17 protein-coding genes, 1 pseudogene and 1 riboswitch are annotated in these 17,503 nt (G+C 70.2%); of the genes and pseudogenes, 13 read left to right on the top strand and 5 right to left on the bottom strand.

The window, feature by feature from the left end:
* Positions 1-78: 78 nt before the first annotated feature.
* Positions 79-221, bottom strand: a riboswitch (FMN riboswitch).
* A gap of 86 nt (positions 222-307) precedes the next feature.
* From EDD31_RS13985 to EDD31_RS13970, 4 genes are all read left to right on the top strand, one after another.
* A complete protein-coding gene (locus EDD31_RS13985) occupies positions 308-1,288 on the top strand; it encodes an ABC transporter substrate-binding protein (protein WP_148058960.1) in 981 nt (326 codons plus the stop codon).
* The gene (locus tag EDD31_RS13980) at positions 1,285-1,905 is read left to right on the top strand and encodes an ABC transporter permease (RefSeq protein ID WP_123304687.1); all 621 of its coding nucleotides are present in this window, start codon (positions 1,285-1,287) and stop codon (positions 1,903-1,905) included. Before EDD31_RS13985 ends, EDD31_RS13980 begins: the two co-directional genes overlap by 4 nt.
* A 179-nt stretch (positions 1,906-2,084) precedes the next feature.
* On the top strand, positions 2,085-2,942 hold the full coding sequence (locus EDD31_RS13975) for an ABC transporter permease (RefSeq protein ID WP_211336130.1): 858 nt from the start codon (positions 2,085-2,087) through the stop codon (positions 2,940-2,942).
* Positions 2,939-3,751, top strand: coding sequence for an ABC transporter ATP-binding protein (locus tag EDD31_RS13970; protein ID WP_123304686.1), 813 nt, complete (start codon positions 2,939-2,941; stop codon positions 3,749-3,751). The genes EDD31_RS13975 and EDD31_RS13970 overlap by 4 nt, the downstream gene beginning before the upstream one ends.
* A gap of 195 nt (positions 3,752-3,946) precedes the next feature.
* On the opposite strand, the gene EDD31_RS13965 is transcribed toward EDD31_RS13970, so the two are convergent.
* The gene (locus EDD31_RS13965; protein WP_123304685.1) at positions 3,947-4,888 is read right to left on the bottom strand and encodes an AEC family transporter; all 942 of its coding nucleotides are present in this window, start codon (positions 4,886-4,888) and stop codon (positions 3,947-3,949) included.
* A 168-nt stretch (positions 4,889-5,056) separates the two neighbouring features.
* Between EDD31_RS13965 and EDD31_RS13960 the strand changes: the two genes are divergently transcribed.
* The 7 genes and pseudogenes from EDD31_RS13960 to EDD31_RS13930 all read left to right on the top strand — a co-directional run bounded on the left by EDD31_RS13960 (position 5,057) and on the right by EDD31_RS13930 (position 10,864).
* The gene (locus EDD31_RS13960; RefSeq protein ID WP_123304684.1) at positions 5,057-5,605 is read left to right on the top strand and encodes a hypothetical protein; all 549 of its coding nucleotides are present in this window, start codon (positions 5,057-5,059) and stop codon (positions 5,603-5,605) included.
* Between the two features lie 39 nt (positions 5,606-5,644).
* Positions 5,645-6,028: pseudogene (locus tag EDD31_RS13955) on the top strand (SDR family oxidoreductase); the annotation flags it as partial.
* 95 nt (positions 6,029-6,123) lie between these two features.
* Entirely contained in the window at positions 6,124-6,864 is a 741-nt protein-coding gene (locus EDD31_RS13950) for an aminoglycoside 3'-phosphotransferase (RefSeq protein ID WP_123304682.1), read from the top strand.
* Between the two features lie 58 nt (positions 6,865-6,922).
* Positions 6,923-8,440, top strand: a complete 1,518-nt coding sequence (locus EDD31_RS13945) for an FAD-dependent oxidoreductase (RefSeq protein WP_123304681.1) — start codon at positions 6,923-6,925, stop codon at positions 8,438-8,440.
* Positions 8,441-8,469: 29 nt separating this feature from the next.
* On the top strand, positions 8,470-9,432 hold the full coding sequence (locus EDD31_RS13940) for a DNA topoisomerase IB (protein WP_123304680.1): 963 nt from the start codon (positions 8,470-8,472) through the stop codon (positions 9,430-9,432).
* 36 nt (positions 9,433-9,468) lie between these two features.
* The gene (locus EDD31_RS13935) at positions 9,469-9,837 is read left to right on the top strand and encodes an RNA-binding S4 domain-containing protein (RefSeq protein ID WP_123304679.1); all 369 of its coding nucleotides are present in this window, start codon (positions 9,469-9,471) and stop codon (positions 9,835-9,837) included.
* A gap of 1 nt (position 9,838) precedes the next feature.
* On the top strand, positions 9,839-10,864 hold the full coding sequence (locus EDD31_RS13930) for a YihY/virulence factor BrkB family protein (protein ID WP_170163312.1): 1,026 nt from the start codon (positions 9,839-9,841) through the stop codon (positions 10,862-10,864).
* Here EDD31_RS13930 and EDD31_RS13925 read toward each other — a convergent pair.
* Together EDD31_RS13925 and lplB are read right to left on the bottom strand one after the other, a co-directional pair.
* Positions 10,861-12,201, bottom strand: coding sequence for a M20 family metallopeptidase (locus EDD31_RS13925; RefSeq protein WP_123304677.1), 1,341 nt, complete (start codon positions 12,199-12,201; stop codon positions 10,861-10,863). The genes EDD31_RS13930 and EDD31_RS13925 overlap by 4 nt on opposite strands.
* On the bottom strand, positions 12,198-13,244 hold the full coding sequence (lplB, locus tag EDD31_RS13920; RefSeq protein WP_123304676.1) for a lipoate-protein ligase small subunit: 1,047 nt from the start codon (positions 13,242-13,244) through the stop codon (positions 12,198-12,200). Before lplB ends, EDD31_RS13925 begins: the two co-directional genes overlap by 4 nt.
* Positions 13,245-13,371: 127 nt before the next feature.
* Between lplB and EDD31_RS13915 the strand changes: the two genes are divergently transcribed.
* Positions 13,372-14,454 carry a YihY/virulence factor BrkB family protein gene (locus tag EDD31_RS13915; RefSeq protein WP_123304675.1) on the top strand — a complete coding sequence of 361 codons (1,083 nt, stop codon included), beginning with the start codon at positions 13,372-13,374 and terminating at the stop codon, positions 14,452-14,454.
* Positions 14,451-15,692, top strand: a complete 1,242-nt coding sequence (locus EDD31_RS13910; protein WP_123304674.1) for a saccharopine dehydrogenase family protein — start codon at positions 14,451-14,453, stop codon at positions 15,690-15,692. The genes EDD31_RS13915 and EDD31_RS13910 overlap by 4 nt, the downstream gene beginning before the upstream one ends.
* Positions 15,693-15,903: 211 nt before the next feature.
* Here the strand turns inward: EDD31_RS13910 and EDD31_RS13905 are convergent, their stop codons facing one another.
* Together EDD31_RS13905 and EDD31_RS13900 are read right to left on the bottom strand one after the other, a co-directional pair.
* Complete coding sequence (locus tag EDD31_RS13905) at positions 15,904-16,482, bottom strand: YdeI/OmpD-associated family protein (protein ID WP_123304673.1); 579 nt, start codon at positions 16,480-16,482, stop codon at positions 15,904-15,906.
* Positions 16,483-16,486: 4 nt separating this feature from the next.
* Positions 16,487-17,449, bottom strand: a complete 963-nt coding sequence (locus tag EDD31_RS13900; protein ID WP_123305585.1) for a helix-turn-helix transcriptional regulator — start codon at positions 17,447-17,449, stop codon at positions 16,487-16,489.
* Positions 17,450-17,503 lie beyond the last annotated feature (54 nt).

Here is a 17,503-nt window from a genome sequence, read left to right as displayed (position 1 = left end):
GGACGGCGCGAGGCGGCCGCGCCGTCAAGCACCCGAGGGTGCGCCAACGTGCGACCGAGCGCAGACGGGCGAACCCGCCTCGTGCATCCTCCCATCCGGACTTTCACCGTCGGTCCCGGAATTTCACCAGGTCAACCCTCACCGGTGGTGCCGAAGGCACCTGGTTCAGGCTCGCGGACTATCACCGCCGGTTCGGACTCTCACCGACCCCGGAGCACGTGCTTGGTTAAGCATCCGCCACTTTACCCGCGATCTCAGTACGTGTGGTGAGCGCCGCGTCACTGCGGTCCACCGCTAGCCTGTGCCGGTGCGCTCCCACACCCCCGCCGTCCTCCTGGCCCTGCCGCTCCTGGCCTTGGCTGCCTGCGCTGCCACGCCCGCTGAGGATCCGGATGATGGGGGTGCAGCCGCTGAGGACGGGCCTGCGGAGCTGACCGCGATCACGGTGGGCGCCATGCCGATCGTGGACACCGCAGCGCTACACCTGGGCATCGCCGAGGGTGTCTTCGCCGAACACGGCCTCGAGGTCGACGTCGTGCAGGCCCAGGGCGGTGCGGCCATCGTGCCGGCGGTGGCCTCGGGGCAGCACGAGTTCGGCTTCTCCAATGTGATCTCCCTGCTCCAGGCCCGCGAGCGTGGCATCGACCTGCAGATCGTCTCCCCCGCCTCGGCCAGCAGCGGCGACACCAGCGCCGATCTCTCCGCCATCCTTACCATGCCCGGCTCGGGCATCAGCGAGCCGGCCGATCTGGCCGGCCGCTCGGTGGCGGTCAACACGTCGGCCAACATCGGTGAGGTGATGGTCCGCACGCTCGTGGCTGAGGATGCGGACCCCGAGGATGTCGACTTCATCGAGCTGCCCTTCCCCGATATGCCGGCACAGCTGGTTGCCGGCCGGGTGGACGCGGTATGGATCACCGAACCCTTCCTCACCCTGGCCCGCGACCGGGGCGCGGAGGTGGTGGTCTTCGACTACGCCACCATCGACCCGGAGATGATGATCGACGCCTACATCACCACCGACGCCTACGCCGCCGAGCATCCCGAGGTGGTCGCGGCCTTCTCCGCAGCCATGGCCGACTCGCTGGAGTTGGCCACCGCTCAGCCCGAGGCGGCACGCGCCGCGGTGGCGGGGTACACGGAGATCGACCCGGAGGTGCTGGAGCGGCTCTCGATGCCGCGATTCCCCCCGGAGCTCAACGTGGCCTCCCTGGAACTGATGGCCGAGCTCGCCCACGCCGCCGGGGTGCTCGATGACCCGGGCGTGGCGGCAGAACTCGTGCCGTGACACCCGCGGCGATCGCGCTCGTTCAGACGCTCACCACCTGGGCGCTCGGTCTGGGGATCGCTGTCGTCTTGGCCGTCGTCCTCGGGGTGGTGATCGGCGCCTCGCGGGTGATGCGGGTGATGACCGCCTCGACGATCGCCTTCCTGCGGCCGATCCCCTCGGTGGCTCTCGTACCGCTCGCCGTGCTGCTGTACGGCACCGGTCGTGAGGCCACGCTGATCCTGGTGGTCTACGCCGCGTTCTGGCCGGTGCTGGTGCAGGTGATCGCGGGCGTGCAAGACGTCGATCCGGCGCTGCGCACGACGGCGCGGGCACTGCGGTTGCGGCGCGGGTCCTACCTGTCCACGGTGCTGTGGCCCTCGGCGCTGCCCTCGGTGATGACCGGACTACGCCTGGCCGCCACGGTGGCTCTGGTGCTCACCATCACCGGAGAGCTCCTCATCGGCACCCCGGGTCTGGGGGCCGCCATCGAGCTCGCCCGCTCGTCGGGCCGCGCCGGCGCGGTCGTGGGCCTCGTGGTGCTCACCGGTCTGCTCGGCGTGGCCATCAACCACGGCGTGGCCGCTGTGGAGCGCAGCGTGCTGCACTGGCACCCCAGCCAGCGGATCCTTTCGTGAGCACTCCGGGCGGCGGGGCTGGCGCTGGGGGTGGTGCCGGCGCTGGGCCGGGCGACGTCGCGACCCCAGGCGCCGGAGCTCGCCCGGGCCCTCGCGATTGTGCTCAGGAAACGTCGCTTACTGAGCCTGCCGGCGGCCAGATTCCGACATCGAGTGAGCACAAACGGGGTGGGGGTGGGGTGGGAGAGCGTCGGGGCCGGGTCCGGGTCCGGGTCCGGGTCCGGGGCCGGGTGAGCGTGGCGACGGCGGTGCTGCGGGGGCTGCGGTCACTGGTCCTGCTGCTCGCGCTCCCGGCGGCGCTCGTGGGGCTGTGGTGGTTCGCCTCGGCGGGGAGCACGCATCCCTACTTCCCTCCGCTGAGCGAGATCTATGACGCCTTCCGGCCCACCTGGGAGCATCGGGTGCTTTCCGACGTCCTGCCCTCCCTGCTGCGCCTGGGTGTCGGCCTGTCTGTGGCGATCGTGGCCGGTGTGGCCGGTGGCGTGCTCCTCGGTCAGTCCCAGCTCGCGCGAACGGTGAGCGCTCCGCTCCTGGAGTTCGCCCGCGCCGTGCCGCCGCCGGTGCTGGTGCCGGCACTGATGCTCGTCCTCGGCCTGGGAGACACCATGCGCATCGGGGTCATCGCGCTCGCCTGCCTCTGGCCCGTGCTGCTGAACACGGTCATGGGTGTGTCGGGCCTGGAGCCGGGATGGAAGGAGACTGCCCGGGCGCTGCGGCTGAGCGGACGCCGACGACTCACCACCCTGATCCTGCCCGGCGCTGCCCCTCAGGTGATGACGGGAATCCGCCAGGCGCTCTCGATCGGCATCATTGTGATGGTGATCTCCGAGATGTTCGCCGCCCGCGACGGCATCGGCCACGCCGTGGTGGTCTTCCAGCGCACCTTCGCGCTCACGGAGATGTGGACCGGCATCCTGCTGCTCGGCCTGCTCGGAATGGTCCTCACCGGGCTCCTGGCCCTGATCGAGTCTCGTGTGCTGCGCTGGCACCGCGCGCAGCACCCCAGGGAACCGCAGCGGCCAGGGGTGGCCCCGTGACCGCACTGCTCGCCGCCACCGGCTTACGCAAGTCCTTCAGCTCCCGTGCCTCGAGTCGCCGAGGCGGAGGCTCGCGGCCAGCAGAGGACGTCGAGGTGCTCGCCGGGCTGGACCTCGCCGTCGCGGCCGGTGAGTCGGTCGCCGTGGTGGGGCCGTCCGGTGCCGGTAAGTCGACCCTGCTCCGCGTGCTCGCCGGCCTGAGCGCACCCAGCAGCGGCGAAGTGAGGTATCGGGGCACGCCGGTCACTGGCCCTCCCGAGGGAGTTGCGGTGGTCTTCCAAGACTACGCCCGTTCGCTCTTCCCCTGGCTGAACGTGCAGCGCAACGTGGGCCTGCCCCTACGGGAACAGGGTGTCCCGCGGGCAGAACGGCAGCGGCGTGCCACCCAGGCACTGCGCATGGTGGGCCTCGACGACATCGATCGAGTGGCACACGCCTATCCCTGGGAGTTGTCCGGAGGGATGCAACAGCGGGTGGCGCTGGCGCGAGCCATCGTCGCCGGGCCGCACCTGCTGCTGCTGGACGAGCCCTTCGCCGCGGTCGACGCCCAGACCCGCGCCGACCTGCAGGACCTCGTCCTCGACCTGCGCCGGCAGCTGGGTTTGAGCCTGCTGACCGTGACGCACGATGTCGACGAGGCGGTCTACCTCGCCGACCGGGTCCTGGTCCTCTCCCCCCGGCCCGCACGCGTGATCGATGATCTCCACGTGGGCCTGCCACAGCCTCGCAGCCAGCTGACCACTCGCGCCGATCCGGAGTTCACCCGGCTGCGCACCGAGGTTCAGGCTGCGTTAGTCCGCACGGGCTAGCTCCGCGCCTCAGCGAGAGGTCCGCACGGCGCGGGCTCACGCGAGGCAGCGGTGCGGGCGTTCGCCTTCCACCCGCTGGTGGACTCGGTGAACCTGGCCGCCGAGCTCGTCGACACGTTCGTGGCTCGCATTCCGGAACTCGCCACAGTCCTCACCCGGCCGTGAGACCGCCGGGGCACGCGAATGCTCAGTGCCCTACGCGAGCAGCACAGCGACCAGTGCCATGGCCGGAACCCCGATCAAGGTGCTGACGAGCACGGTGTCGCGAGCCACTACCACGCCGCGGTCATAGCGCAGCGCCAGGACCAGCGCGTTCTGTGCCGCGGGCAGGGAAGCCATGACTACGGCGGCCAGGAGTCCCACGCCGTCGAGCCCGAAACCGAAGGCCGCCAGCAGGTACGCCAGGGCGGGATGGACGCCGAGTTTGAGCACCGAAGCAAGCAGGACGTCCCGGCGTCGCCCGCCCGAGCGCGACAGCGGGCTGGAGGAGGCCAGGGTGATGCCGAAGGCCAGCAGCGCCAAGGGGATGGCGATCCCGCCCATCAGCGCGAGCGACTCCTGCGCCGGCTCAGGAAGTGACCAGCCCTGCCAGGCGAAGGCCAGCCCGACCAGTGAGCCGAGGATCATCGGATTGACTGCGGACTGGCGCAGCCCTCGCAGCAGGGAGCGGCCGCGCGGGCCGGCGTCCTGGCGCCCGAGTTGGTCCAGTATGGAGGCCTGCACCGGCATGTAGAGCAGCAGCTGAAACATCAGCACCGGGGCAGCGAAGGTCAGGTCACCGATGACGTAGGCCGCGATCGGGAACCCGAGATTGGCGGAGTTGACCAGCGATGAGCTGACGCCCCCTACGAAGAGCTCGGAAGCACTGCGACCGCGAAGCAGAAAGCGAGCCACGATCAGAAAGATGGCCAACGTGGCGAAGGCGCTGAGCGCTGCAATGACGAACTGCACGCCCAGTACGTCGCCCAGGTCCGCAGCGGAGACCGTCACGAAGAGCATGCTGGGCAGGCCCACGTAGTAGACGAGCAGTCCCATCACACGCTGGGCATCTGCTGGAACCAGCCGGAACCGGGCGAGCAGAAAGCCGACGGCAATCACGATCCAGATGATCGTGAATCCGGAGAGGACCGCTGCCACCTGCTACCACCTCTCAGCCGCATGGGGCAGATTCTCTGAGCTGACCGGCCTTCAGGAGGCTTCGTGATCGCCGGAGATGCTGATTGTGTCGTACGGGCGCGAGACGAGCCGCGCACGTCCGGAGGCCGGGACTCCCCATCGGGGGCAGATCTGGCCTAGCCTGATGGAATGGATCTGGTCCTGATGCTCGCGCTCGTGGTAGCCCTCTCGGCTGCCGTGGTGCGCGTGATCGCCGTCTGGATCAGGCGCGCCACCGGCCATTCCGGTGCCGAGCGCACGGCCGAGCCGGGCCATGACGGCCTCCTCGGGCCGGCGCGCGTGAGTCACAGTGACGGTGTGGACGACCAGGGCCGCGAGGTCCAGGCAGGCGTGGGCGACACGTTCCTCCCTCCTGCGGGGGCCGCCAGCAACACCCCGGCTGATGCCGGTCTCGGGCATCCGGAACTGAGTGCCCCTGATGACCTCTCCGAACTCACCATCCCCGAGGGCTGGGATCGCGCCGGTGGCAGCATGCCCGGCTTCCACCTCGAGGTGCGCCGAGGCGAGGAAACCATCACCCTCTCCCACGATGACCTCGAAACGTGGCTGCACGACCAGCTCTACGCCATGTTGCGCGACAACCACGTCGATGAGGCAGCAGACCTGCTGGCCGAGCACTCTCCGTTGACCTCCACCGAGGCGCAGCGATTCCTGAGCGTCTACAAGGACCAGGCCTAACCTCTCTGGCGATCACGCTTTCCGCCAGCGCCCTTCGTCGGCATCAAGACTGCGCTGCCGCTGCTGAAGACCTCGGAGAAGAACGCGTCGATCATCAACATCTCCTCCACCGCAGGGCTGCAGGGATACGAGGCAGTCTCCGGGTACGTGGCCTCGAAGTGGGGACTGCGTGGCATGACCAAGTCCATGGCCCTCGACCTCGGACCGGCGAACATCAGGGTGAACTCCGTGCACCCAGGCGCCATCAAGACCCCCATGACCGAGGGCCTCGAGCTCGCCCAGACCCATGTGGCACTCAAGCGCCTGGGCCTGCCCCAGGAGATCGCCCACCTCGTGGTCTTCCTGGCCAGCGACGAATCCACCTTCTCCACCGGTGGCGAGTTCATTGCCGACGGCGGAGAGACCGCCGGACTCGCCCACTGAGCGTGCTGGGCTGGCCCGCGAGACGGCCCCGGGGCCAACACCCCGGGGCCGTGCGCAGCGGGTCCGTGCACAGCGGGCCCGGCAGAATGGGCCCCATGCACCCCGATGACCTCGACACGCCTGTGACTGCCCCGGAGCGGGTGCTCGAGCTGGCGGACGGCGCGCCCCTGACGTTGCTGTGGCGCAATCAGCTCGGCGGCGTGACCTTCCGTGCCGAACGCGCCAGCGGCGCGGTGGTCATCAAGTGCGGACCACACCACGCGGAGACCTCCTTTGCTGCCGAAGCGGCGCGCATGCGGTGGGCCGCGCAGTGGATCGCAGTTCCTCAGGTGCTCGAGCACGGCAGTGACGCCACCTGGGAGTGGCTGATCACCGCCGCCCTTCCCGGTGAGTCCGCCGTGGCGCCGCGATGGCGCGAACAGCCCGCCGTGGCGGTGCGCGCCGTCGGGCAGGCGCTCCGCGCCCTCCATGACGCCCTGCCGGTCGAGGAGTGCCCATGGCGCTGGGAGGTCACCGACCGGATCGTGAACGCCACCTCTCGCGGCCACGCCGTGCCCGAGCATCTGCGGCAGGCGCCGCCCATCGACCAGCGCGTGGTGTGCCACGCGGACGCGTGCTGTCCGAACACCCTGCTCGGTGCGGGCGGACGCTGGCTCGCGCACGTCGACCTCGGGCAGCTCGGCACTGGTGACCGGTGGGGCGACATCGCCGTGGCGTCAATGAGCACCACCTGGAACTACGGGCCCGGCTGGGACGATGCGCTCATCGAGGCCTACGGCGTGGAGCCGGACCGCGAACGGCTCGCCTACTACCGGGAGTTGTGGAACGCCACCTGAGCCTTATCCCGGGTGCCCTCGACCTGCGGAGACCGCTCACCCGGGTGAGGATGCGTCTATGGCCACAACCATGCGTTCCCTCTGGTTCGACTCCCACCCGCTGGACATCCCCGCCCCCGCGGTGCCACTGCCCGGCTCCCACTACGACGTCGTGGTGGCAGGTGGCGGCCTGACGGGCCTGACCACGGCCGTGCTGCTGGCGCGCGCCGGCAAGAAGGTCGCTGTGCTGGAGGCACGCAGCGTCGGCGCCGTCGCCACCGGCAACACCACGGCCAAGGTCTCCCTCCTCCAGGGCACCACGCTCTCCGGCATTGCTGAGCATCAGAGCACCGAGGTCCTCCAGGCCTACGTAACGGCCAATCGCGACGGGCAGGCCTGGTTAGCGCAGTACCTCGATGAGCGGGACGTCGGCTATCAGCGCCGATCGGCCTGGACCTACGCCACCACCGCGGAGGGGGCCGCCGCGCTCGAGAAGGAAGCTGCGGCCTGCCACACGGCCGAACTCCCGGTCACCTGGCAGGACACCACCGAGCTCCCCTACCCGGTCTCCGGTGCCCTGAGCCTGGACGAGCAGATCCAGGTGCATCCCCTGGAGGTCCTCGGCGCTCTGGCCGGCGAACTGCACGAGCGCGGCGGCGTGATCTACGAGGGCGTGCGACTCCTCGACGCGAAGTCCGGTTCCCCGCTGTCGGTGCACACCACCGGGGGAAGTCTGCGGACCGAGCAGCTGGTGCTCGCCACCGGCGTGCCGGTGCTCGACCGTGGCGGGTACTTCGCCAGGCTCACCGGCCACCGCTCCTACGCACTCGCCTTCCGGATGCCGGCCGAGACCGGTTCCGCTCACGCCGCCCCGCAGGGTATGTACCTGAGCGCGGACGCACCGGGCCGTAGCCTCCGCACAGCACCGGTGGACGGCGAGGAGTACCTCCTCGTGGGCGGCAACGGGCACATGGTGGGCCGGGCCAATTCGCCACGCGGTGCCGTGCTCGACCTCGAGGCCTGGACTCGCCGCCACTTCCCCGGCGCCGCACGCACCCACAGCTGGTCCGCGCAGGACTACCGCGCCGCCGATCACGTGCCCTACATCGGCGCGCTGCCGCGTGGAGGCGGCAACATCTACCTCGCCACCGCCTTCAACAAGTGGGGCATGACCAATGGCGTCGCGGCCGCGTTGGCCCTCAGCTCAGAAATCCTTGGCGGTCAGATGGCCTGGGCCGACACCCTGACGCGCCGCTCGGTGACCCTGAACGGCGTGCTCTCCGGCGTGATGGACAACCTGGACATCGGCGCACGCATGGGCACGGACTGGGCCAGCGCGGAGCTCAATGCCCTCCCGGACTACCCGCCGAGTGAGGGGCATGGCGTTGTCGGGCGCTCCGGCGGCAAGCCGGTCGGCGAATCCACCGTTGATGGCGTGACCCGTCGTGTCTCGGCGGTCTGCCCGCACCTGGGTGGTGTGCTGCGATGGAACGACGCGGAGTGTTCCTGGGACTGCCCGCTGCACGCCTCCCGCTTCGCCGCCGATGGAACGCTGCTTGAAGGACCCGCCGTCAGCGATCTCCCGGTCAACGACTGACGCGACCAGCACCGACGACCAGCACGCGCATGCCACGCCTGAAACGCGTGAGCCCGGGCAGCGACAACGGGCTCCAGCGGGTCCGCTCGGGAGCGGGGTTCCGCTACCTCTGCCAGGACGGGCGCCCGGCCACGCCCGCCGATCGCGCACGGATCGATGGCCTGGTGATCCCACCGGCGTGGAGCGACGTGTGGATCTGCGCCAGTCCGCGCGGGCACATTCAGGTGGTCGGCACCGACGAGGCCGGACGGCGCCAGTACCTGTACCACCCGGATTGGACCGCCAGGCGCGAACGCGGCAAGTACGACCGAGCCCTGGCCCTCGCGGCGGCCCTCCCCCGGGCTCGCGCCCGCGTGACCCGTGCGCTGAACGAGCCCAAGGATGAGCAGGAGTGGGTCCTCGCGGTGGCCTTCCGCCTGCTCGACCTCACCGCGCTCCGCGTGGGGTCGCGCCGGCATCTGCGACGCACCGGCAGCCGCGGACTGACCACTCTGCAGGGGCGACACGTGCTCGAGCACGAGTCGGGCGTGACGCTGGCCTTCCCGGGGAAGTCGGGCAAGCGGCAAGCCGTCACGGTGGAGGACGAGCGTATGGTCGAGGCGATCCGCGAACTGGTCGGAGCTCCGCGCGCCTTCCTGCTCCGCTGGCGGGAGGGACGGCGCTACCGCTCGCTCACGCCGGAGATGCTCAATACCTACATCGGCGAGGTCACCGGCAATTCTTTCTCGGCCAAGGACTTCCGTACGCTCACGGGCACCGTCCTTGCCGCGGAGGCGCTGGCGCGCGCCGGCGTGGCCGCCAGCAGACGGGAGCGCACCGCCATCGAGCGCCAGACCGTGCAGTACTGCGCGCAGCGGCTGGGGAATACCGTGGCGGTTGCGCGCCGCTCCTACATCGACCCGCGCGTCTTTGAGCGCTACCGCCAAGGCCGGCTCCTCGACACCCAGCGCAGCCCTGGAGCTGCCGTGCGGGATCTGATCCTGGGAGCCTGAGCACCCTAGCGGTGTCCAGCACCTACCCTCGGAGGCATGGCCTCGGATTCTGTACGTGTGGACGCCTGGCTGTGGGCCGTGCGCGTGTTCAAGACCCGCAGCCTCGCGCAGGCGGCATGCCGTGGTGGGCACGTCACGGTCGACGGCGATCGGGCGAAGCCCGCGACGATGGTGGGCGCCGGGAGCCGCGTGGAGGTGACCGGCGGCCCGCGGCCCCGCATCCTGGTGGTGCGTGAGCCGCTGCGGAAGCGGGTGGGAGCTCCGCGCGCTGCGCAGGCCATGTTCGACGAGTCGCCCCCACCACCGCCCGCGGTCGACCGGCCATGGGTACCGCAGCGCAGCCGTGGCGCCGGGCGACCCACCAAGCGAGAGCGCCGGGAGATCACCCGGCTGCGCGGGCACTGAGGTGGCTCACGCGACCCCGTGGCGCTTCACGCTCCGTAGGGCGGCGCGTGAGTTCGGCCGTGACCGCTGCGTCGACCTCGCTGCTGCCCTCACCTTCTACGCGGTGCTTTCGCTCTTCCCCGCCATGATCGCGGTGGTCGCGCTGACCAGCCTGGTGGGCCAGGAAGAGAGCACCGAGACCCTCCTGTCGATGGCCGCGGAGGTGGTCCCCGCCTCGGCCATGAGCGCGCTGGCGCCGGTGATCGAGAATCTCACCACGGCTCCAGCCCCGGGGCTGAGCCTCGCGCTGGGTCTGGCCGCAGCCCTGTGGACCGCCTCGATCTACGTGCACGCGTACTCCCGGGCGATGAATGCGATCTACGGCGTGCCGGAGGGCCGGCCCATGTGGACGCTGCGCCCGGCCATGTTCGGCCTGACGCTGGTGCTCCTGGTCTTCCTCGCCCTGGCCACGGTGCTGCTGGTGATCTCCCGCCCGATCGCGGAGTCGCTGGGCGCGCTCGTCGGGCTGGGCACCACCGCGGTGACGGTGTGGACCCTGGTGCGCTGGCCCGTACTGCTCCTGGTCGTGGCGGCGGTGGTGGCGATCCTCTACCACTTCACGCCGAACGTGCGGAAGCCGAGATTCCGGTGGGTCTCCCTGGGTGCGATCACCGCCATCGGCCTGGCGGTGATCGCCTCACTCAGCCTGGGGGCCTTCGTGGTCAACGTCGGGCGATTCAACGAGATCTACGGATCGCTGGCCGGGGTGATCGTGGCCCTGCTGTGGCTGTGGGCGATGAACGTGGCCTTGCTTTTCGGGGCCGAGCTCGATGTCGAACTCGAACGGTCCCGCCAACTGCGTTCCGGCCTTCCAGCGGAGGAAACCATCCAGTTGCCGGCGCGCGACACCCGAGCCAGTACCAAGCGTGCCTCGAAGGATGCTGCAGACATCAGCCGTGGCCGGAAGCTGCGCGAGTCACATGAGGAGAGCGCCGCGGGATCGGAACCGGCGGAGGAGTCGAACGAGACCGGTGAAGGCAGCAACTAGTCGAAGTACCCCGGCACGTCGATGGCACCGCCCTGCTCGGAGAACTCCGAGGCGACGGCCTCGCGCAGCGCCGCATCATGCAGGTAGTCCAGGGCGGTGAGAGCCAGCCCAGCCGCGCCGTCGACGGCGGCCTCGAGCGCACGTGGACTGCCGGCTGCGGCCGCGAACTCGGCCGTATGCAGGGCCACATCCGGCTCCGCGACCTGGATGAGCGGGTGGATTCCGGGAACCCGGTAGCTGACATTGCCGAAGTCAGTCGAGGCGGCGAGCGTCTCGGACAGCACACCCGCGGGCAGCGGACGGCGCCCTCGGCGGTGCTGTGCGGCCACCCAACGTGAGGTGAGGGTGTCGTTGGTGCGGACCGGGAGCGAGGGCAGGGCACCGTCGTCCCAGTCGATCTCCACCTCGGTCCCGGTCATCAACGCGGCGCCGCGCGCGACGTCGTCGAGGCGCCGGGAGAGGTCCCGGAGCGTATCGGGATACTTCGAGCGGGCGTACAGCCGCACCACGGCGCGCTCGGGAACGATGTTCGGGCTGGTGCCCCCCTCCACGATCGTGGCGTGGATCCGGTCGATCGGCGGGATCTGCTGGCGCAGCAGACCGATGCCCTGATAGGCGAGCGAGGCAGCGTCCAGGGCGTTGCGCCCCATGTAGGGCTGCGCGGAGGCGTGGGCGGGGCGCCCGGTGAAGGTCCAGGTCAAGAGCCGCCGGCCGAGCCAGACCTGATCGGCGACATCCAGGCCATAAGGATGAGCCATGATCGCGGCGTCGACGTCGTCGAAGGCTCCGGCGCGGGCGAGGATCTCCTTGCCGCTGCGGCCCTCCTCAGCCGGGGTGCCCAGCAGGACGACCGTGCCCTCAGGCCGAGCCTCCGCCCAGGCCCGATGCAGCGCGAGGAAGGCGCCCACGCTCGCCGCGGCGATGACGTTGTGCCCGCAGGCGTGACCGATCCCGGGCAGGGCGTCGTACTCGGCGCAGATGACGATCGCGGGCCGCCCGTGCCCGATCTCAGCACGGAAGGCGGTCGGTAGGCCGTGGACGCCGAGTTCCGCGGAGATGCCGTGGCGGGCCAGCACATCAACCAGCAGCCGGGCACTGCGGTGCTCCTCGAAGGCGATCTCCGGCTCACCGTGGAGTGTGCGCACGATGTCAGCCAGGTCGGCTTCCAGCGCCTGAGCGGCGTGATCGACCGCATGCACCGCGGCGTCCGGGGCGCCAACGGCGTGCTCAGCTCCACTCGTCTCACCGGCGCCCGTTGCTGGACCCTGCCGGGTGCGGCGTTCGGTCTCGGCGACCAGGTGATCGAGATAGGCGGTGGAGGGATCGGCGCTGCTCACGGCACACGCTCCAGCCACTCGGCGGTCGCGTACTTGTCCCCAGCCAGCCGAACGGCTTCCGCGTGGGTCGCCTCGTCGAGGGCGGTCGGTCGCAGCCCGTAGCTCGACTCGAAGTGGGCGAGCATCGCCTCGATCACCGCGGCGCGACTCAGCCCGGTCTGGGAGCGGAGCGGGTCCACGCGCTTGCCCGCGCTGACGTGGCCCTTGTCGGAGAGCTTCTCGCGGCCGATGCGCAGGATGTCGAGCATTTTCGCGGCGTCCATGTCGTAAGACATCGTCACATGGTGCAGCACGGCACCGCCAGTGATCCGCTTCTGGGCCGCCCCGCCGATCTTGCCGGCGGGCGAGGCGATGTCATTGATGGGCACATAGGTGGCGTCCACGCCCAGCTCGCGCAGCGCGCGCACCACCCAGGCGTCCAGGAAGGCGTAGGACTCCACGAAGCTCATGCCCTCCACCAGAGTGCCGGGCACGTAGAGCGAGTAGGTGATGGTGTTGCCGGGCTCGACGAACATCGCGCCGCCACCCGACATGCGACGCACCACGGTGGTCTCGTGCCGGGCCGCCGCCTCGAGGTCGACCTCATTGGACAGGGACTGGAAGGAACCAATGATGACGGCGTTGGAGGCCCACTCCCACACACGCAGGGTGGGCGGGCGCTGCCCGTGGCCCACCTGCCGGATGAGGACCTCGTCAATGGCCATCTGCATGGCCGGATGCTGTTCGCCGGTGTTCAGGAGCTCGAAATCGTGGTCGGACCATGCGGTGCTGCGACCGAGGGCCCGCAGTACCGCGATGACCACCGCATGCGGGTCGAAGCCGACCATCACCGCATTCTGGCGGGCGCGCTCCACGGCCTCCTCGTACGTCGAGGCAGGAGCGTCAGCGGGGAGCCCTTCCAGCGCATCGGACATCCGGCCCAGCGCTTCCTCCGGTTCGAGGAAGAAGTCTCCGGAGAGCCGCACCCTGGCCAGCACACCGGCCTCGACGTCCAGGTCCGCGACCACGAGCTTGCCTTGGGGCACCTTGAATTCACCATGCATGATCCGTGTAACACCACGCCGCCCCTCCTGCTTCCTTCGCACGACCAGTCGGCTGCTTCGAATGTGCCGTTCAGATTGCCGCATCGCTCCTGAGGCTCCACAGTCGTGGTGACTGAAGGAGGTCTCCATGAGCAACGAGCAGCGTGAGGAACCCGTCTCGCGGAAAGAGTCGAGAGCGGCAACCCAGGCCGGTGAGCGGGACAAGCCCGACTCCCCACCTGACCTGAAGAAGGCCTCCTGGGGCTACACCTTCCGCCGGGCCCTGCGCGGTATGAGCGCCAATGGCTGCACCGACCTGGCCGCCGGCTTGACCTACTACACGGTGCTGTCGATCTTCCCGGCTGCCATTGCGCTGGTCTCGTTGCTGAGCCTGGTGGGCCAGGAAGACACCACCGACAACCTGATCTCGATGGCTGAAGAGGTGGTCCCGGCAGATGCCATGGGCACCTTGGAACCGGTCATCCAGTCCCTGACCAACACCCCGGCCCCGGGCTTCGGTCTGATCGCCGGTCTCGCTGTGGCGCTGTGGACTGCCTCGAACTACGTCAACGGCTTCTCCCGCGCCATGAACACCATCTACGGCAAGACCGAGGGCCGCCCGGCCTGGAAGCTGCGCCCGGCCATGTACCTGCTCACCCTGGCGCTGCTCGTGCTGGTGGGCCTGGCTGGTGTGCTGCTGGTGATCTCCGGGCCCATCGCCGAGGCCATCGGGTCTGTTGTGGGGCTGGGCGATGCCGCCGTGACCGCCTGGAGCATCGCCCGCTGGCCGGTGCTGCTCGCCGTGGTGGTGCTGGTGGTCGCGCTGCTGTACTACTTCACGCCGAACGTGCGCCAGCCGAAGATCCGGTGGATCTCCCCTGGCGCGCTCATCGCGATCGTGGTGGCGGTCATCGCCTCACTCGGACTGGGCTTCTACGTCAGCAACTTCGGCAGCTACGACCAGGTCTATGGCTCGCTCGCCGGGGTGATCATCGCCCTGCTGTGGCTCTGGGTGATGAACCTGGCGCTGCTGTTCGGCGCGCAGATCGACGCCGAGATGGAGCGGGCACGCGAACTGCAGTCTGGGATCGCTGCGGAGAGCTCGATCCAGCTCCCCCAGCGTGACACCACGGCGAGCGACAAGCTGGCCGCCAAGGAGGCTGAGGACCTCGAACGGGGGCGCGTGCTGCGAGAGACCCGCGGCCGCACCAGCGATCCGGACGAGCAGTGACCACACCCGGCTCGGCCGCGCCGCGTGAGCACGACCTGGTGATCTACGGGGTCACGGGCTTCGTGGGCGCGCTGGTGGCCGAGTACCTGGCCCATCACGCACCCTCGGGCGTACGCATCGCCCTCGCCGCCCGATCCTGGGAGAAGGCCCAGGCTGCCCAGGCGACACTGCCGGTCCGGGCACAGAGCTGGCCGGTGTTGGTGGCGGACAGCACCGATGCGGACTCGCTCCGGGCGATGGTGCGCAGCACCCGGGTGCTGATCACCACGGTGGGCCCGTATCTGCGACACGGCCTGCCGGTGGTCGAGGCCTGTGCAGCCGCGGGAACGCACTATGCAGATCTCACCGGCGAAGTGCCCTTCATCCGTCAGGCCATGGAGTTCGATGAGCTCGCTCGCAACACCGGTGCCCGCATCGTGCACGGCTGCGGCTACGACTCGATCCCCTCGGATCTGGGTGTACTCGCACTCCACCGCCAAGCCGCGGCAGATGGTGCGGGCGGGTTGACACGGGTGCTCGCACTGGCCCGTGCGCGCGGTGGCATCAGTGGGGGCACGGTCGCCTCGGTGCGCGGGATCGTGGAGCTGGCTGGCCAGGACGCGGCCGTCCGGAGGCTGCTCGCGGACCCGCATTCCCTGAGCCCGGATCGCGAGGCGGAGTCGTCGGTACGTCAGCCGGCCGACTTCCCCGCGCCGAGCCGGCTGCGTGACGGAGCGTGGGTGGCTCCGTTCCCGATGGCGTCAGTGAACTCCCGCGTGGTACGCCGATCCAACGCCGTGCAGGGGTGGAGCTACGGCCGGGATCTGCGGTACGGGGAAGCGGTCAGCCTCGGGCGGGGCCCGCGCGGGGCACTCCGTGCTGCCGGCCTGAGCGCGGCGATGGCGGCCGGCATGGGGGTGCTGGCCCTCCGGCCGGCGCAGGCGCTGCTCGACCAGCTGCTCCCGGCGGCGGGCACCGGGCCCGACGAGCACACGCGCGCCGCCGGCTGGTTCCGCACCGAGCTGCGCGCAGTCACCGAGTCCGGTGTGCAGTACCGCGCCGTGGTCGCTGGACCGGGCGACCCGGGATACGCCGCCACGACGGTCATGCTCGGGGAATCGGCGCTCGCACTGGCTCTCGACCACGAGGAACTGCCCGATCGTGCCGGGTCGCTCACACCGGCCACCGCCATCGGGGACGTGCTCATCGATCGTCTTCGCCGCGCCGGGCACCGCTACGAGGTGACCGCGCGGGGCTGAGTGCCGGCGGTACCGCTGGCGTGCACCCCGGCGCCCCGGCTCCCGGCCGCGCCCGGCTCCCCGGCGCCCCGGGATTGTGCGCCCCTTGCGCGATTGTGCGCGCTGACGGTCGGTATCGGCACGCTGAGGGGCGCGGGGAACGACGATTGCTGAGCACAATCGACGGCTGGCGGCCGGTGGAGCTGGCTTCCGACGGCCGGTGGAGGTCGGGTCAGGTCTGGTCCGGTCGGGTCAGGCGAGACGCCAGCGCCGCGATCCTGGTCTGGCGCACGCCATCGTTCGCCGCGATGAGAATGGGTTGGAGCGCCTGGTAGCGGTCGGCGCGGCTCAGGGCGGCGAAGGCGGCCTCCGCAGCGGGGCTCTGGGCCAGCGCGGCACGCAGCTCTGCCGGTGTCTCCGCCGTCGCCGAGCCTGCGTAGGCGCGCTCCCATCGACCATCGGCCCGCGCCCGCTCGATCTCCGCCAGCCCCCGCTCCCGCAGCCGCCCTTGCTCGGCCAAGCGGGCGACGATCGTGACGTTGCGCTGGGACCAGAGCGACGAAGGACGGCGCGGAGTGAAGCGTTGCAGGAAGGCCTGCCCGTCCCGGGAGCGGCGCTGTCCATCGATCCAGCCGTCGCACAGTGATTCCTCGAGCGCCTGCTGATAGGTCAGTGAGGTGGGCGAGGTCACGCCCTTCTTGGCGAGGACGAGCCACGTGCCCGCCGAATTCTCGGCATGATCGAGCAACCACTGCTGCCAGGCCTGCGCATCCGGAACGATCAGGGAATCGAGCGGTGCCGCTGCGGTCATGGTGTCAAGCTCCAGTCTGCGACGGAGACGGTGAGGGAGAGGCCAACCGGCCGGCGAGCGTCCGCCCGGCCTCGGCGAGTTCCGGTGGTCCGAGGATGCGGAACGGTGCGTCGAAGCGAATGATCGAGGCCAGGAGCCCGGCCCACGACCACGAGCCGATGGTGACCTGGCAACTTCGCTCACCGATCGGATCCACGTGCCCATCGCTCACCCAGGGGACGACCTCGGCCGCGGGCAGCGCGATCTCCGCCTGTCCGATGCATGGCCATTGGTTGCCGTCGGCCGAGCCTTTGGCACGGGCGTCGAGGAAGGTCCCCACCTCGCCGGTCGGCACCGGCCGCGGAGTGAAGCGTGGGCCGGCCGGTGAGCGCACGGTGAGGCGGTCGAGCCGGTAGATGCGCCAGTCCTCCCGGTCCAGATCCCAGCCCACGAGGTACCAGCGGCCTCGCCGAGCGACGAGACCGTGGGCTTCGCTGCGCCGGGCCGGCCCCGTCGTGGTGCCGTAATCGAAGCGGAGGACGCGCCGGTCACGCACTGTCTCGCTCACGGCCTCGAGCACCTGAGGATCCACCCGTACCTCGCCGCCGGTGGTGCTGAAGCGGATACCGTCCACCCGGTACCGCAGGCGCGAGGGCATCACCTGCCGAACTGTGGCCAGCGCGCGATCTGCAGCCTCCCCGACGTCCACTCCGCTCGACGGAGCGTGGTGCAGGGCAATGGCGATCGCGATGGCCTGCTCGTCGTCGAAGAGCAAGGGAGGCAGCTCCGAACCCGCCTCCAGACGGTAGCCGCCGTCGGGGCCCCTGACAGCGCTCACGCGGTAGCCCAACTCCCGCAGCTTTTCCACATCGCGGCGGACCGTGCGCGGGGTGACGCCGAGTCGCTCGGCGAGCACCACACCGGGCCAGTCGCGCCGGCTCTGCAGCAGCGACAGCAACGAGAGCATGCGCGACGAGGGACTGGTCATGGTCGCCATTCTGTCGTGAGTCGAGGTCAGAATCTGACCGCTACTGGTCCGAGA

The sequence above is a fragment of the Bogoriella caseilytica genome (assembly GCF_003752405.1).
Taxonomy (GTDB): domain Bacteria; phylum Actinomycetota; class Actinomycetes; order Actinomycetales; family Actinomycetaceae; genus Allobogoriella; species Allobogoriella caseilytica.
This window is presented reverse-complemented; position numbering and strand designations above follow the sequence as displayed.

Coding starts and splice junctions, on each gene's coding strand:
- EDD31_RS13960 (WP_123304684.1), top strand. CDS start 5,057: ATGGATCTGGTCCTGATGCTCGCGCTCGTGGTAGCCCTCTCGGCTGCC.
- EDD31_RS13950 (WP_123304682.1), top strand. CDS start 6,124: ATGCACCCCGATGACCTCGACACGCCTGTGACTGCCCCGGAGCGGGTG.
- EDD31_RS13945 (WP_123304681.1), top strand. CDS start 6,923: ATGGCCACAACCATGCGTTCCCTCTGGTTCGACTCCCACCCGCTGGAC.
- EDD31_RS13940 (WP_123304680.1), top strand. CDS start 8,470: ATGCCACGCCTGAAACGCGTGAGCCCGGGCAGCGACAACGGGCTCCAG.
- EDD31_RS13935 (WP_123304679.1), top strand. CDS start 9,469: ATGGCCTCGGATTCTGTACGTGTGGACGCCTGGCTGTGGGCCGTGCGC.
- lplB (WP_123304676.1), bottom strand. CDS start 13,244: ATGCATGGTGAATTCAAGGTGCCCCAAGGCAAGCTCGTGGTCGCGGAC.
- EDD31_RS13915 (WP_123304675.1), top strand. CDS start 13,372: ATGAGCAACGAGCAGCGTGAGGAACCCGTCTCGCGGAAAGAGTCGAGA.
- EDD31_RS13905 (WP_123304673.1), bottom strand. CDS start 16,482: ATGACCGCAGCGGCACCGCTCGATTCCCTGATCGTTCCGGATGCGCAG.
- EDD31_RS13900 (WP_123305585.1), bottom strand. CDS start 17,449: ATGACCAGTCCCTCGTCGCGCATGCTCTCGTTGCTGTCGCTGCTGCAG.